This window comes from Burkholderia sp. L-4 (assembly GCF_056856535.1).
On the sequence record NZ_JBXEOX010000003.1, the window covers coordinates 280,922 to 296,285 of the forward strand.

Annotated in this window: 11 protein-coding genes; 7 read left to right on the plus strand and 4 right to left on the minus strand. The window is 68.6% G+C overall.

Annotated elements, in window-relative coordinates:
- The first annotated feature begins 38 nt into the window (after positions 1 to 38).
- Genes AC1VVG_RS31800 through AC1VVG_RS31830 form a run of 7 tightly spaced genes read left to right on the plus strand, consistent with a single transcriptional unit; the run spans position 39 to position 7,010 of the window.
- Entirely contained in the window at positions 39 to 986 is a 948-nt protein-coding gene (locus AC1VVG_RS31800; protein ID WP_124608726.1) for an ABC transporter substrate-binding protein, read from the plus strand.
- 38 nt (positions 987 to 1,024) lie between these two features.
- Positions 1,025 to 2,041, plus strand: coding sequence for an aldo/keto reductase (locus AC1VVG_RS31805; protein WP_482837423.1), 1,017 nt, complete (start codon positions 1,025 to 1,027; stop codon positions 2,039 to 2,041).
- Complete coding sequence (locus AC1VVG_RS31810) at positions 2,038 to 2,913, plus strand: amidohydrolase family protein (RefSeq protein WP_034191811.1); 876 nt, start codon at positions 2,038 to 2,040, stop codon at positions 2,911 to 2,913. The genes AC1VVG_RS31805 and AC1VVG_RS31810 overlap by 4 nt, the downstream gene beginning before the upstream one ends.
- A gap of 22 nt (positions 2,914 to 2,935) precedes the next feature.
- Positions 2,936 to 3,946, plus strand: coding sequence for a zinc-binding alcohol dehydrogenase family protein (locus AC1VVG_RS31815; RefSeq protein WP_482837424.1), 1,011 nt, complete (start codon positions 2,936 to 2,938; stop codon positions 3,944 to 3,946).
- Between the two features lie 31 nt (positions 3,947 to 3,977).
- Positions 3,978 to 5,141 carry a mannitol dehydrogenase family protein gene (locus AC1VVG_RS31820; protein ID WP_482837425.1) on the plus strand — a complete coding sequence of 388 codons (1,164 nt, stop codon included), beginning with the start codon at positions 3,978 to 3,980 and terminating at the stop codon, positions 5,139 to 5,141.
- A complete protein-coding gene (locus AC1VVG_RS31825; protein WP_482837426.1) occupies positions 5,138 to 6,661 on the plus strand; it encodes a UxaA family hydrolase in 1,524 nt (507 codons plus the stop codon). Before AC1VVG_RS31820 ends, AC1VVG_RS31825 begins: the two co-directional genes overlap by 4 nt.
- A gap of 55 nt (positions 6,662 to 6,716) precedes the next feature.
- On the plus strand, positions 6,717 to 7,010 hold the full coding sequence (locus AC1VVG_RS31830) for a hypothetical protein (RefSeq protein WP_051701118.1): 294 nt from the start codon (positions 6,717 to 6,719) through the stop codon (positions 7,008 to 7,010).
- Positions 7,011 to 7,056: 46 nt separating this feature from the next.
- Here AC1VVG_RS31830 and AC1VVG_RS31835 read toward each other — a convergent pair whose 3' ends face one another.
- The 4 genes from AC1VVG_RS31835 to AC1VVG_RS31850 all read right to left on the minus strand — a co-directional run bounded on the left by AC1VVG_RS31835 (position 7,057) and on the right by AC1VVG_RS31850 (position 14,209).
- Positions 7,057 to 9,015 (minus strand): phosphatase PAP2 family protein, encoded by a 1,959-nt coding sequence (locus AC1VVG_RS31835; protein ID WP_069704837.1) that lies wholly within the window; start codon positions 9,013 to 9,015, stop codon positions 7,057 to 7,059.
- 167 nt (positions 9,016 to 9,182) lie between these two features.
- Positions 9,183 to 10,703 (minus strand): sensor domain-containing diguanylate cyclase, encoded by a 1,521-nt coding sequence (locus AC1VVG_RS31840; protein WP_034191806.1) that lies wholly within the window; start codon positions 10,701 to 10,703, stop codon positions 9,183 to 9,185.
- 304 nt (positions 10,704 to 11,007) lie between these two features.
- A complete protein-coding gene (locus tag AC1VVG_RS31845; protein WP_482837427.1) occupies positions 11,008 to 13,383 on the minus strand; it encodes a sensor histidine kinase in 2,376 nt (791 codons plus the stop codon).
- A complete protein-coding gene (locus tag AC1VVG_RS31850; protein WP_059562620.1) occupies positions 13,376 to 14,209 on the minus strand; it encodes a response regulator transcription factor in 834 nt (277 codons plus the stop codon). The genes AC1VVG_RS31845 and AC1VVG_RS31850 overlap by 8 nt, the downstream gene beginning before the upstream one ends.
- Between the last annotated feature and the right edge of the window lie 1,155 nt (positions 14,210 to 15,364).

Here is a 15,364-nt window from a genome sequence, read left to right on the forward strand (position 1 = left end):
CAGCAAGCAGTCCCTACCAACGAGAAGCGGAGCGAGACATGAACAAATCCATCCTGCTGGCGGCCTCGGCGTGCCTGTTCGCGGCATGCAACAGCGGCGCGTATGCGGCCGGCGGCGAGATCGCGGTGATCGTCAAGACGGTCAATTCGAACTACTGGCAGAACGTGCAGAAAGGCGCGAAGGCGGCGCTCGACGGGGCCAGCGGCTACACGATGACGTTCCAGGGGCCGGCGGCCGAATCCGACATCAGCGGGCAGGTCAACATGGTCGACAACGCGGTCACGCGTCATGTGGCGGCCATCGTGCTCGCGCCGTCCGATCCCGATGCGCTCGTACCCGCGATCAAGAAGGCGTGGGAAGCGCACATTCCCGTCGTGCTGATCGACTCGGCCATCTCGGATGCCGGCAAGCCGTACTACCAGGCGTTCCTGTCGACCGACAACGAGAAGGCGGGGGCGTTGTGCGCGAAGGCGCTGATCGATCGCGTCGGGCAGTCCGGCAAGATCGCGATCATGTCGTACGTGCCGGGCGCGGGGTCCGAGGTCAGCCGCGTCGGCGGCTTCCGCAAGTACATCGAGCGCCACTCGAAGCTGCAGATCGTCGGCCCGTATTACTCGCAATCGCAAATGGCGACCGCGCTGAACCAGACGACCGACGTGTTGTCGGCGAACCCGGACCTGAAGGGCATCTTCGGCGCGAACGAGCCGACCGCGGTCGGGATGGGCCGTGCGCTGAAGCAGTCGGGCAAGGCGGGCAAGGTGGTGGCGATCGGGTTCGACGGCAACGAGGACCTGCAGGGCTTCGTGCGCGACGGCACCGTGCAGGCGATCGCCGTGCAGGGCTCGTGGCAAATGGGGAACCAGGGCGTGCGCACGGCGCTCGACGTGATCGCGCGCAAGCCCGCGCCGAAGCTGATCGATACCGGCGTCGTGATGGTCGACAAGCAGAACCTCGATTCGCAGGCGTCGAAGAACGTCCTGTACTGACCGGCCATGCGTCCTTTCCGTACTACCTGTCACGCCTCATGAACGCAAACGATACGCGCACCTTGCCGCGCAGCGGGTTGACGGTATCCGCGCTCGGTCTCGGCTGCTCGCAGCTCGGCGGCCTTTATCGTCCGATGTCGGCGGCCGATGCCGCGTCGCTCGTCGACGCCGCGTGGGCGGCGGGCCTGCGCTATTTCGACACCGCGCCGTATTACGGTTACACGCTGTCCGAGCGGCGCGTGGGCGCGGGGCTTGCCCTGCGCGAGCGCGGCGCCTTCACGCTCAGCACGAAGGTCGGACGGCTGATGCGTGCCGACGCGAGCGTGCGGCCGGGCGACGACGGCTGGGCCGAGCCGCTGCCGTTCCGGCCCGTCTACGACTACAGCTACGACGGCATCATGCGTTCGCACGACGACAGCCGGCAACGGCTCGGGCTCGCGCGGATCGACATGCTGTACGTGCACGACATCGGCGCGATGACGCACGGCGAGCGTCATGCGCACTACTGGGATCAGTTGACCCGCGGCGGCGGGTTCCGCGCGCTGGAGGCGCTGCGGGCGGGCGGCGAGATCGGCGGGTTCGGTCTCGGCGTGAACGAATGGGAAGTCGCGGCCGATGCGCTGAACGAAGCGGCGCTCGACGCGGTGCTGCTGGCCGGCCGCTACACGCTGCTCGAACAGACGGCGCTCGAACCGCTGCTCGACACGTGCGCTCGCGAAGGGACGGGGATCGTGATCGGCGGCGTGTTCAATTCCGGCGTGCTCGCCGGCAACGGCAAGTTCAACTATTCGGACGCGCGTGCCGACGTGATCGACAAGGCGACGCGCCTCGGCGCGCTGTGCCGGCGCTTCGACGTGCCGCTTCCCGCCGCCGCGTTGCAGTTTCCGTTCGGCCATCCGGCGGTCGTGTCGTGCGTGATCGGCGCGCGCAGCGTGGCCCAGCTGACGCAGAACATCGAATGGTTCGAGCGCGCCGCGCCGGCCGAACTGTGGGACGCGCTGCGCGATGAAGGTCTGATCGACGCGCACGCGCCGGTTCCGGGAGCGCACGCATGACCGTGCGTATCGACGCCCATCAGCACTACTGGCGCATCGGCGCGCGGGCCGGCAACTGGCCGCCGGCCGAGCTCGATGCGATCCATCGGGATTTCGGCCCCGCCGATCTGGCGCCGCTGCTCGACGCCGCGCGCATCGAGCGCACCGTGCTCGTGCAATCGTTGCCGAGCGAAGCCGACACGCGCTATCTGCTCGATCTCGCGGCCGACACCCCGACGGTCGGCGCCGTGGTCGGCTGGGTCGACATGAAGGCCGACGACGCGCCGGCGCGGATCGCGGCATTTGCGCGCGCGCCGAAGGCGCGCGGCCTGCGGCCGATGCTTCAGGATCTGCCCGACGACGCGTGGATCGACGATCCGCGGCTGGATCGCGCGGTGGCCGCGATGCTTGAGCATGTGCTGAGTTTCGACGCGCTGGTGATGCCGCGCCACCTCGATGCGCTGCATGCGTTCGCGCGACGCCATCCGGATCTGCCGATCGTGATCGACCACGGCGCGAAGCCGTTCGTCGAGCGCGGCGAACTGCAGCCGTGGCTGTCGTCGATGCGCCGGCTGGCGAGCCTGCCGAACCTGCATTGCAAGCTGTCCGGCCTGTGGACGGAGGCCGGGCCGTCGGCCGGACCGGACGCCGTGCGGGCGCGCACGCGGCCGTATGTTCGCGCGCTGGCCGAGCTGTTCGGGCCGACGCGATTGATGTGGGGCAGCGACTGGCCGGTGCTGCGGCTCGCGTCGGCGTGCGGCGGCTACGGCGAATGGCTGGCCGCGTGCGAGGACGATTGCGCGCGGTGGCTCGGCTCTGCGGCGCTGGCCGGCCTCTTCGGCGGCAACGCGCGCCGCTTCTACCGGATCGACACCGCACGCCACGACGAATGAACCCCGAACGAAAGGAACCGACATGCTCAGCGTGATTTGCGAATCCCCCGGCGTGCTGCGCGTGCAGCATCGCGAACTGCCCGTGCGCGGCAGCGGCGAAGTGCTGTTGCGCGTGCAACGTGTCGGCATCTGCGGCACCGACCTGCACATCTTCACCGGCAACCAGCCGTACCTCGAATATCCGCGTGTGATGGGCCACGAGCTTTCCGCGGTCGTCGTCGAGGCGGAACCCGAGTCGGGGCTCGGCGTTGGCGACGCGGTGTACGTGATGCCGTACCTGTCGTGCGGGCACTGCGTCGCATGCCGTCACGGCAACACGAACTGCTGCGTGAACATCAAGGTGCTCGGCGTGCATCGCGACGGCGCGCTGGCCGAATACCTCAGCGTGCCCGCGCAGTTCGTTCACAAGGCCGACGGCATTTCGCTCGACCAGGCGGCGATGCTGGAATTTCTCGCGATCGGCGCGCATGCGGTGCGGCGCGCGGACATCCGGGCCGGCCAGCGAGCGCTGGTGGTCGGCGCCGGGCCGATCGGCATGGCGGCGATGACCTTCGCGAAGCTGCGCGGCGCCGACGTGACCTGCCTCGATACGCGGGCCGACCGCCTGGCGTTTTGCCGGCAGCATCTGGGGGTCGACGCGGCGGTGGAGGTCGGGCCCGACGATGCCGCACGCCTCGCGGCGCTGACCGACGGCGAGTATTTCGATGCGGTGTTCGATGCGACCGGCAACCTCGATGCGATGAACCGCGGTTTCGAATTCGTTGCGCACGGCGGCAAATACACGCTGATCTCGATCGTGCGCGGGCACGTCGCCTTCTCGGATCCGGAATTCCACAAGCGCGAAACCACGCTGCTCGCGAGCCGCAACGCCACGGCCGAGGATTTCGCGACGGTGCTCGATGCGATGCGCGCGGGGCGGATTCCGGACCGCGCGCTGAATACGCACCGGATGCGGCTCGAGGACGTGCCCGACGCGCTGCCGCGCCTGTTCGACGCCGGGCAGACCGTCGTGAAGGCGCTCGTCGAATGCTGAGCCGCGCCATGCAAGCCGCGGGGCGCACGTCATGACGCCGCCGATCCTGCAGTTCGGCACAAGCCGCTTCCTGCTCGCGCACGTCGACCTGTTCGTGTCGCAGGCACTCGACGAAGGCGGCGCGATGGGCGGCATCGGCATCGTGCAGTCGACCGGGAACCCGGCCAGCCGCGCGCGCATCGACGCGCTGCGCTCGGGCGCGCACTATCCGGTGCGCATACGCGGACGCGACGGCGGCCGGATCGTCGACGAGGTGGTCGAGTGCCGCGCCGTGCACCGCGCGTGGGATGCGGAGTCGGACTGGGCCGAAATCCGCCGCGCGGCGATCGAGTCCGTGCGGGCGATCGTGTCGAACACCGGCGACGCGGGTTATCGCGCCGACCCGCACGATTCGGCGCAGGTGCTGGCTCATCCCGACCGCGCGCCGCGCGGTTTTCCCGCGAAGCTGCTCGTGCTGCTGCAGGCGCGCTGGCAGGTGCGGCCCGCCGACGGCGTCACCGTGCTGCCCTGCGAACTGGTCGCGGACAACGGCGACACGCTGCGCGGCGGCGTGCTCGCGCTCGCGCGTGAATGGCGGTTGCCCGACGCGTTCGTCGACTACCTGCAGCACCGCTGCATCTGGGTCAACTCGCTCGTCGACCGCATCGTGTCCGAGCCGATCCACCCGGTCGGCGCGGTCGCGGAGCCTTACGCGCTGTGGGCGATCGAGCGGCGTGCCGGCATGGCGTTGCCGTGCCGGCACGCGCGGATCGTCGTCACCGACGACCTGCGCAGTCACGAGCGCCTGAAACTGTTTTTCCTCAACCTCGGGCACAGCTGGCTGGCGGAGCAATGGCTCGTCACGGGGCGGCCCGAATCGGAAACGGTGCTCGACGCGATGAACGACGTGCGGCTGCGCGACGGCCTCGAGGCCGTATGGCGCGATGAGGTCGCGCCGGTATTCGCCGCGCTGGGCCAGCAAGAAACGGCCGAACGCTACCTCGACAGCGTGCGCGAACGTTTTCTCAATCCGTATCTCGCGCATCGCCTCGCCGATATCGCCGGCAATCATCGCGAGAAGGTGGCGCGGCGGATCGCGCCGCTGCTCGCGCTCGCGGATTCGCTGGCGCTGCCGGACGGGCAGCCGCGCCTGCGACGCATCGCGGCCCGCTGCGATCCGGCGCGCCGCGCCACCACAGGGAGCATCGCATCGTGAACCAGCCGGCAGTAGTGATCCTGCATCATGACGACAATGTCGCCGTCGCGCTCGACGCGCTGGCGCCGGACGTGCCGGTCGACGCGAACGGCACGACGCTGCGCGTCGCGGCCGCGGTGCCGGCCGGCCACAAGCTCGCCACGGCGCCGATCGCGCGCGGCGCGCGGATCGTCAAGTGCGGCCAGCCGATCGGCGTCGCGCTGTGCGACATCGCCGCGGGCGAGCACGTGCACGTGCACAACGTCGGGATGCCCGAGCGGCACGTGCTCGATCACGGCGCGGCCGGTGCGGCGCCCGACGCGCCGACCGACCTCGGCGATACCTTCGACGGGTTCGTGCGGCCCGACGGCCGCGTGGGTACCCGCAACTACATCGGCGTGATCGCGAGCGTCAACTGTTCGGCGAGCGTGTGCCACGCGATTGCCGATGCGTACCGGCACGAGGCGCTCGCGCCGTTCGGTCATGTCGACGGCGTCGTCGCGATCACCCATCAGAGCGGATGCGGGATGGCGGCGAACGGGGACGGGGTCGAGCTGCTGCGCCGTACGCTCGTGGGCTACGCGCGCAACCCGAATTTCGCCGGCGTGCTGTTGGTCGGCCTCGGTTGCGAGGTCAACCAGGTGCGCGTGCTGGCCGAGCGGCTCGACGCGGCCGCGCCGGGCACGGTCCGCACGCTGGTGATCCAGGACGAGGGCGGCGTGCGCGAAACGGTCGCGCGCGGCGTGTCGATCGTGCGCGAGCTGCTGGAGGCGGCCGACGGCGCGCGCCGCCGTGCGGTGCCGGCGGCGCGGCTGACGGTCGGCCTGCAATGCGGCGGATCCGACGGCTACTCGGGGATCACGGCGAACCCGGCGCTCGGCGCGGCCGTCGACCTGCTGGTGCGCAACGGCGGCACCGCGATCCTGTCCGAGACGCCCGAGATCTACGGCGCGGAGCACCTGCTGATCGCCCGCGCGGCATCGCGCGACATCGGCGAACGCCTGCTCGGCCGGTTGCGGTGGTGGGAGCGCTACGTGGCCGACGGCGGCGGCGAAATGAACAACAACCCGTCGCCCGGCAATATCGCCGGCGGCATCACGACCATTCTCGAGAAATCGCTCGGCGCGGTGTCGAAGGGCGGGCGCTCGACGCTTCGCGCCGTCTACGACTACGCGGAGCCGGTGCGGCAGCGCGGCCTCGTCTTCATGGATACGCCCGGCTACGACCCGGTGTCGGCGACCGGGCAGATCGCCGGCGGCGCGAATCTCGTCTGTTTCACCACGGGCCGCGGTTCGGTGTTCGGGTCGAAACCGGTGCCGACGGTCAAGATCGCGACGACGACCGGCCTGTACGAGCGGATGCGCGCCGACATGGACTTCGATAGCGGCGGGATCGTCACTGGTTCGTCGAGCGTCGACGACGCGGGCGCGCGGCTGTTCCGGCTGATGCTCGACGTCGCGTCCGGGCGCAGGACCTGCAGCGAGGAGAACGGTATCGGCGAACGCGAGTTCGTGCCGTGGCTGCGCGGCGCGATCATGTGACGCGCGGGGCGGCATGTGGCCGCCCGCGCGATCCGGCTTCGAAGGAGACCCCGCGATGACGACCCTGATGCGCAAGCCGGCGGCCGGCGACACCGGCCGCGACTTTCCGCTGTCGGACCTGGAGCAGCGACTGCTGGGCGAGGCGCTGCGGATGCTCGCCGAGACACGCGCCCGGGCGCTGGAACTCTGTGCCGAGGTGAACCGGCGGCAAGGCGGCGCCGTGCCCGACGTCCACGACTTCAACCTGCCCGCGATCATCGATCTGCAACGGCGCTTCGGGACGCGGCCTCGTCCGTCGGGCGAGGCTGGCACCCCGGGCGACGGGCCGGTGCCCGGTCGCTTCGCGTAGCCGCCGCCGCTCGGCGGCGACGTCGCCCGGGTCGCTGCGGCGCCGCTTACGCCGCCGACAGCGTGATCGACACGCCCGTCGCCGTGTAGACCGGCGTCGCCTTGAAGCCGTCGACGGTCACCGTCGCGAATTTCGCCGCGCCCGCTGCCGCGTCGATCAGCGCGATGGTGTCGCCGGCCTTCGGCTGATAGCCGTTCACGAACTTCACGTGCAGCGTGCCGCCCGCGACGGTGAACGCGCCGCCCACGCGCAGGCGTCCGCCGCCGTTGCCGTCGATGTCGAGTTCGAGCGTGGCGCCGTCGAGCTGCGTGTAGCGCGTGGCGATCGTGACGGGCGCGCCGGCCGCGATCCTGACGCCGCCGCCCGCGCCGACGTAGACGTCGCCGTTGCCGAACGCCGTCGCGGACGCGGCGGCGAGCGTGCCGCCGCCGACCTGCGTGCCGCCCGTGTAGCTGTTGTTGCCCGCCAGCGTCAGCACGCCGCTGCCTTGTAGCGTCAGCTTGCCCGAGCCGGCGATGTCATTGCGCCACAGGTCGGCGGCGTTGAGGCCGCCCTTCGACGCATCCATCGCGACGGTCACGTTGCCGTTGAATGCGCCGTAGCCGTCGGCGGCCGCGAACAGGTTCAGCCGGCCCCAACCTTCCGCATCGTCCATCACCGGGTAGCCGGACGGCAGTTCGGTGGTTTTCAGCACGACGCGCCGCTGATCCGCGCCCAGGTACGGGAAACGCGTCTGCAGCAGGATCTCCGCCCCCTTCGGCACGACCGGCGGCGCGCCGGTCGCGTCGAGCGCGCCGAAGCCGTAGGTCATGCGGCGCGCGAAGGCCGTCTTGTTCGTCGTGTAATCGGCGAACCGGTCGGTCGCCGTCGTGCCCGAGCGTGCGAATGCCTGGAACGTCGCGTCGGTCGTGCCGGTGAGCTGCTGCAGCGTCTGGTGCGCCTGGCCATAGGCGGCCTGCGCATCGTTCGCGTACACCGCGAGATTGGCCGCGCTGATCGCCAGCGCGAGCATGCGCCCGCCGATCACGTCGAGCGGCGAGTGCATGCCGGCGAGAATGCGGTTCTCGCCGAGTTCGAGGCCGCGGCCGACCATTTCCTGGAAGCGCTCCGGCACGAGCCACGCCATCGTCACGGCGTCGCGCATCGCTTCCGCCTGATGGCCGCTGATGAAACCGCCGTCGGTCGCGGGCGTCGTGCTTTCCGCGGGCACCAGCGTGGGGTCGACGACGACGCTCGTGCTCCAGCGGTACGGCCGCGCATATTTGTAGAAACGTTTCGAGGGTTCGGTCGACGCGTTGTTGCCCATTTCATTGAGCAGATCGACGACTTTCCCGAAGCTCGCGTTCGCGCTGCCGCCCACGCCCACGTTGTTGCCCGTGTCGTTGTACAGCACGCTCGTCGCGTCGGCCGGCACGCTGGTGATGCTGGTCGTCTGCTGGGCGGCGGTGCGCCAGGCCGACGTGAGCGGCCCCATGCCGTCGGTCACGCTGTAGCCCTTGCCGCGCCGGTCGTCGTAGTACGCGGCGTCGGCCTGCTGCGGCGTGCGTGCGGTCGTCGCGTTGACCACGTATTGCACGTTCGCCTGCAGCACCGCATCGTTCAGGATCGTGCCGCACGGTGTGCCGTTGCCGGGCAGCCCCGTGCAGGTCGACGGCGAGATGGCCGGAAACGCGCCGTTGGCCGGCGCGGTCACGCCCGCATCGACGAGCATCGTCGACGGCTGCCAGAGGTCCAGGAAGCGGCTGACCACGCGCACCGCGGCGTTCGTCGACAGCGTCGCGTAACGCGCGTCGCCGCGCTGGTTGGTCGCGATATTGTCGACGAATGCGGGCACGCTCGGAACCGGCGCGCTGTCGACGAAACCGGGATCGGCCGGCGGCGCCGGGATCGCGGCGTTCGTCGAGGGTGTGGCGACCACGTCGTCGCCGCCGCCGCACGCGGCCAGCACGACCGCGGTCGACAGGGCTGCGACGTGCAGCGGGAGACGGCTCGATGACACAAACATGCAAGACTCCATCCTGGGTTTGAAAGATGGCGCATTGTCGTGGCCGATCGTGACGCGATGGTTACGAATCGGCTGTGCGTCACGAGCGATGCATGGATCGAACCCGCCGACGGGTTTGTTTACTCCGATATCCTAAACGCGGTGCGGATGGCGGATCGATCCGGCCGTCACGCCGCTTGTTCGTTCCGCGGCGACGGCGCGTGACGGACGCGGTTGCGTCCGTCACGCTTGGCGGCGTACAGCGCGAGATCCGCCTCGCGCGACCACGCGTCGACGGACGCCGGCCATCCGGCGCGGGCGGTCGCGCAGCCGATGCTCACCGTGAAGGCCGGCACCGGGTCGTCGAACCCGTCGAGGCGGTTGCGTTCCACTTCCCGGCGGATCGCCTCCGCCACCTTCGCGGCGCCGCGTTCATCGGTATCGGGCAGCACCGCGACGAATTCCTCGCCGCCGTAGCGCGCGGCGAAGTCGCCGCGCCGCTGCGTGTGCGCGCGGATGCAGGCGGCGAGGAACCGGAGCCCCGTGTCGCCTCGCGCGTGCCCGTGCCGGTCGTTGTACTGCTTGAAGTGGTCGGCATCGATGAACAGCAGCGACAGGCTGCCGTGGCCGTTTCGATGCAGCCGCTCCCACTGGTCGGCCAGCGCGAAGTCGAGCGCACGCCGGTTGTGCAGGCCGGTCAGCGGATCGGTGCGGCTGAGGCCGGTCAGCAGCGTCTGCTTGCGCAGGTTGTCCCGCAACGCGAAGGCGAGCAGCCAGACGACCGCGCAGAAAAGTGCGCACAGGAGCGACGCCGATATGCCGACCGACCATGACATGCGGATGAAGCCGTCCAGCACGTCGCCTTCGGCCGGCGCGACGACGGCGATCAGCGGTGTGCCGGGCACCCGCTGGAACGTATACAGGCGCAACGTTCCGTCGATGCGCGAATGCGCCGCATAGAAGCCCGAGTCCTGGTTCAGCATGCGATCGAAGGTGTTCGAACGGCGCAGGCGGACCATCTGGTGGTCGTTCAGCGACGGGTTGCGGGCCAGGATGGTGCCGTCCGCGCGCAGGACCGCGCTGATGCCGTGCGGCCCGACGTCCAGCCGGGACAGCAACTGATCGAAATAGGCGAGGTCGATCGCGACCACCGCGATCCCGTTGAACGTATGGTCCGGCTGTTCGATGCGCCGCGAGAGCGCGATCGATTCCTTGCCGCCGCGCGAGCGCGCGCGATAGGCCTCCGACACGTAAAGGCCGACATTCGGCGCGTCGCGATGGACCTTGAAATAATCGCGATCGCTGAAGTTCCAGTGGTGGGACGGCCCGCAGCACGCGTCGATCAACTGGCCGTCCCGGTCCGTCACGCCCATCCCCGTCACGTATTGCGCGGCCGAGCGCTGGAACAGCAGATCGTGCCGCAGCCCGGCGTCCATGTGCCGGACCGCTGGCTTGCCGAGGTCGGCGGCGAGCGCGACCAGTGCGTTGTTGGACGTTTCGACGGTCCGCGCGATCTCGCTCACCAACACGGCGGCGACGTTGCGCGAGGTTTCGTGCGCATGTTCGACCACTTCGCTTCTCGTGGCCCAGAGCGTGATCGCGCTGATGCTCAGCGCCGCGAGCGACATCAGCGTGCCCAGCGCGCCGACGACGAGGTAGTGTCGTCCCGCCCAGTCGGCGATTTTCTCGATGGAGGTGGATGCGGACATGCTGGCGCTCGCGGGGAAGGCCCGGCGCGATGAACCGGGCTGCGCTTAAATCCGGGTTAACGGCAGGTCCGCGGGGAAATCGAGGGTCGTGTGCAACGCAAATGGGCGGGGCCCGGCCGCAAACGTGTGCGGCCCGTGAGGCCAGGCCGGGAATGGCTCGACCCGGCGGTCCGGCGCGGGGCGGCGCTCGATCCCGACGCGGCGATCGGGCATGTGGCCCGCACCCGGCTCGGATGCGTCGGATTCCGTCTTTGTTTCGAGCAATAGGGCATCCCCGGGACGCCCGACGAAATCGGGAGGAGTATCAGGGTCGTCTGGCTGAAGCGCCGATTCGTTCCGGCCCGGCCGCGTCCGCTTCGGCGTCGAACGAAGCGGACGCGCCGCGCGCACGCTTGAGCGCCCCGGCCAGCTTCTCGATCGCGTGCAGGTCGAGCGTATCGAGATGCTCGCGCACGCGCTGCACGAAGGCCGCGTAACCGTGCTCGTCCGCAACCTGGCCGAGCCATGTCTCGATATCGGTGAGCCGCCCGTCACGGGCCAGCAGGATCAGTGCGTCGAGTGCATCGTCGGGCGGGCCATCCATTGCGGGCGCGACGCGTTCCGGGCCGGCCTCGTCGCCCGGATGAAACCGCCGGACGAGTTCCGACACCGGCACGAGCGCGTGCCCGAGCGCCGGTGCGACGACCGGGAACGAGAACGCGGTGCCGACGCCCGGCTGGCTCGCGACGGCCAGCTCGCCGCCCATCGCGCCGACGATGCGCTGCGCGATGAACAGGCCGAGCCCGGTTCCGCCGTTCACGGCCTGCACCTGCTGGTACGCGCGGAAGATGTCGCGGGTGCCGCTGATGTCGATGCCGATGCCCGTATCGGCGACCTCGAACAGCAGGCGCCACGCATTACCTTCGCGCGCCGCGTGCACCGACAGCGTGACCGTCCCGTCCCGCGTGAACTTCGACGCGTTCGACAGCAGGTTGAGCAGCACCTGCTGCAGCCGCATCCCGTCGATCGACACCATGCGCGGCAGCGGCGTGGCCGGCCGGTAGACGAACCGGTTGTCCTGCTGCGCGCACAGCGCGAGCGCATAGTGGCCGATGTCGTCGAGCAGGCCGGGCAGGTCGGTCGCGTCCGGCGCCACGCCGAGCGGCTGCAGTTCGGCCTTCGTGAACGCGAGCAGTTCGTCGATCAGCGTGAGCTGGTAGCGGATGCTGCGGTCGATCGACCGGATCAGCCGTGCCTGGCTGCGCGTCGCGCTCTGCAGCAGCAGCTTCGCATAACCGTTGATCGTCGACAGCGGCGCGCGCAGGTCGTGGCTCACATAACCGAGCGTCTCGATCTTCTGCTGCATGTGGGTCGTCACCTGCTGCAACGCGTCGTTGAGCGCGACCGTGCGTCTCGCGACTTCGTCGCGCAGGCGATCCTGTTCGGTGAGCTGCCAGTGTTCGAGCCGCTTCCTGGCCTCGGTGCGCTGGCGGCCCACGTGGTGGATCCACGCGGCCAGCACCAGCAGGTGCGTGGCGAGCCCGACGATCGCGATGACGGGGTTCGGATAGATATCGGACTTGAGCCAGGACAGCAGCGGCGGCAGCGCGTCCATGCCGTCGAGCACGCGGATCAGCATGTTGAAGGTGGCGAACACGATGGCGATCAGCATCACGCGGCCGGTCGGCGTCCGGCGGATCGCGAGCATCAGCGCGAGGCTGATGTTGACGATCCCGAGCACCGCGTTCAGCCGCAGGCAGAACCACGTGAAGGTCAGCAGGTCGCCGCCTGCGGCGCCTGCCATGCCGATGCATTCGAGCGCGAGGAACGCCATGTAGACGGCGCGCAAGGGCAGCCTGGCCTGTTCGCGCCGGGCGACCGTCAGGATGAAGACGATGAAGCAGGCGATCGCCGCGTACACGGCGATCACCTCGCCGCGCGCCGACCACTCGCGCAGTGCGGGCGGCAACGCCATGGCCACGTAACCGCGGTAAGCGGCCTCGAACAGCGTCGTGCCCAGCGCCATCGCGGCCAGTACGTGGAACACGCCGCTGCGCGAAAAGAAACCGATCAGCAGCGCGCACCACAGGAGCGCGAGCAGGCCGCCGAAGAAACCGAAGTCCCACATCGTCGCGCGCCGTTCCTGCGCATCCCATGCCGCGCGGGTGAACGCGGCCGGCGCGAGCCGCATTTCCTTGCGCGACGTGACGCGGATCAGCACGGGGAGGCTTGCGCCGGCGGGCAGCGTGACGTCGAGTACCGGGTAGCGCGACGGCTGACGGGCCGCGTCGCTGCCGGCGTCGGCAGCCGGGAAGCGGCTGACGAGCGTCCAGATGCCGTCCTGGCCGACATGGAAGTCGGCGTGGTCGATGCGCGCGTCGCGAATCACCAGCACCAGCGGACGCGCGACGCTGCCGCGGTTGGTCAGCGTCGCCCGGACCCACCATGCCGACCGCGAGAACTCGACGTTGAACGTCGACGTGCTTGCCGCAGGCACGCGTCGAGCGGGCCCGGCGAGCCGCGCGGCGACCTGTTCGGCCGTCATCGTCGTGCTCGCGTCCTCGAACACCGATACGCCGTCCAGTTGCGCGGGGTTCGGCGTCGATGCCGCGCGGGCCGTCGCGCAGGTGACGGCCAGTGCGATCACAAGCAGCAGCACCGCGCGCCATCCGGCTGCCCACGCCGCGTGTCGCCTACGCATCGCCGTGGCGCCCCCCCTGTGCGGCCGGCGTGTCGCCGGTGTGGCGCTGGCGCCGCCAGTCGGACGGCGTGATACCGAAACGTTCGCGGAACGCCGTCGCGAAATTGCCGGGCGTGGAAAAGCCGATTTCCTCGGCGATGTCGCCGATGCCCATCGATGTATCCGACAGGAAGTGCATCGCGGCGCGCAGGCGCGTGTCGCGCAGGTACTCGAATACGGTCTGGCCGAGCTGGTCGCGGAACACGCGGGACAAGCGCTTTTCGTGCGTACCGACCTGCTTCGCGAGATCGTCGAGCGCCGGCGGATGCCGCAGGTCACGCAGCAGCACGTCGGTCGCCGCGCGTACGAGCGCGGCGTCGGGGTGGTCGGGTAGCTCGGGCAAGTGCGCGAACGGCTGGCTGCGCCGCGCGCGTTTCAGGTGATTGCGGATCCGCGCGATGACTTCCGCCGGCTCGAACGGCTTGACGATGTAGTCGATCGCGCCGGTTTCGAGCCCGGCGATCCGATCCTCGAGCTCGCCGGCCGCCGTCAGGATGATCACCGGGATCGCTTGCGTCGACGGCGTTGATGCCAGCAGCCGCGACGCGGCGAAGCCGTCCATGCGCGGCATGCGGACGTCCATCAGGATCAGGTCGGGCGCGATGGCCTGCGCACGGTGATAGGCCTGCAGCCCGTCGAACGCCACGCTGATCCGGCACCGCGCCGCGCGCAGGATTTCGGTCAGGAGCCGCAGGTCGTTCGGGCGGTCGTCGACGACAAGAATATGCGCGCCCGCGAGATCCGGCGTGGTACGAGGCGGCGCCGAACTGGGCAAGCGGGATGGCATGGTGGCGGACGCGAGGGAAGGGTGGTCGGTCGGATTGAAAGCATCGCAGTGGGTGCGATTGTTGCGAAAAATTATATGTCGACAACAATACCGATTGTGAGGATTCCGTGCGGACTGTGTGGGCTTATCCGCCGGGACACTGAACGGTTTCGGCAGCGTTACTAGACCGGAAGAAATGGAGTGGAAAAACATGCCGAGCCGTCTTTTTTATTTCGGTCTTTATTTCCGATTTTTATGGATTATGTGATCGAATTGGCCCGCGGAATAAATTAGGGTGAATTGTGTCGAGAGGTGATGTCTTTCGATTTGAAACAGGCGCTTCGAATCGGCGCTCGTCCGGTTGATTTTTTGGGTTGGCCGGTCAGGATTTGTTTTGATGAAAAACCGATTTCGAGTGGAAATGTATGAATGTAAATATCATCCGCTCTGGAAAAGGATTTTTCCGCTCGGGAAAAGGTTTGTTTGAACGGATGACTGCACACTAGCTCCGGCGCGGCTGGAATCGGTTCTTCGAGGGGAACGGATGTTCGTGGATTCCTTGCCGCTGCCACGTTCGGATGTTGCGATATTCAATGTGACATCGAATGATGGCAATTCTCAGAATTTGAGAGTGCGATGATGAACAAGAAAATTGGCACGAGGGTAATACAAATTTCATAATTTTCCGAATGTGTTCGTATACAAGAAAAGCGGAATGATTGTGAGATTGGTTCGGGTGTGACGCATCGACAAGAAAAATCGTCAAGAAAATTCGATCGACTCAATCGATGCGGGGGCCGTTCTGCAAGTCGGGCGATTTTTCCGGAAATCCGGAAAGCGCTCGACTGCCGGCGGAGAGGGTGAGCGGCTGCGCATGGTCCGCCCGACGGTCTGATCCGTCGTGGCGCGATCGCGCGGCGCGTTCTCGAATCAGGCGGGCACGAAAAACATGAATACGACAGGCATGACAGGTCAACGCACCGGTTCGAACGGACCGGATGCGCATGCTTCATACCCGGGGACCACACGGCGTCATCCTCCTCCTGAATGAATCGTGACGAAAGCCGCCCCGGGTTCGGGGCCGGCTTTCGTTCATCCGGCGTCTGAACGGCGCCTTCCCATGAAATTCAAGGTCGCCGCCGGCTCGGCGCGACGGCGCGCGCACGCGAATCCGCG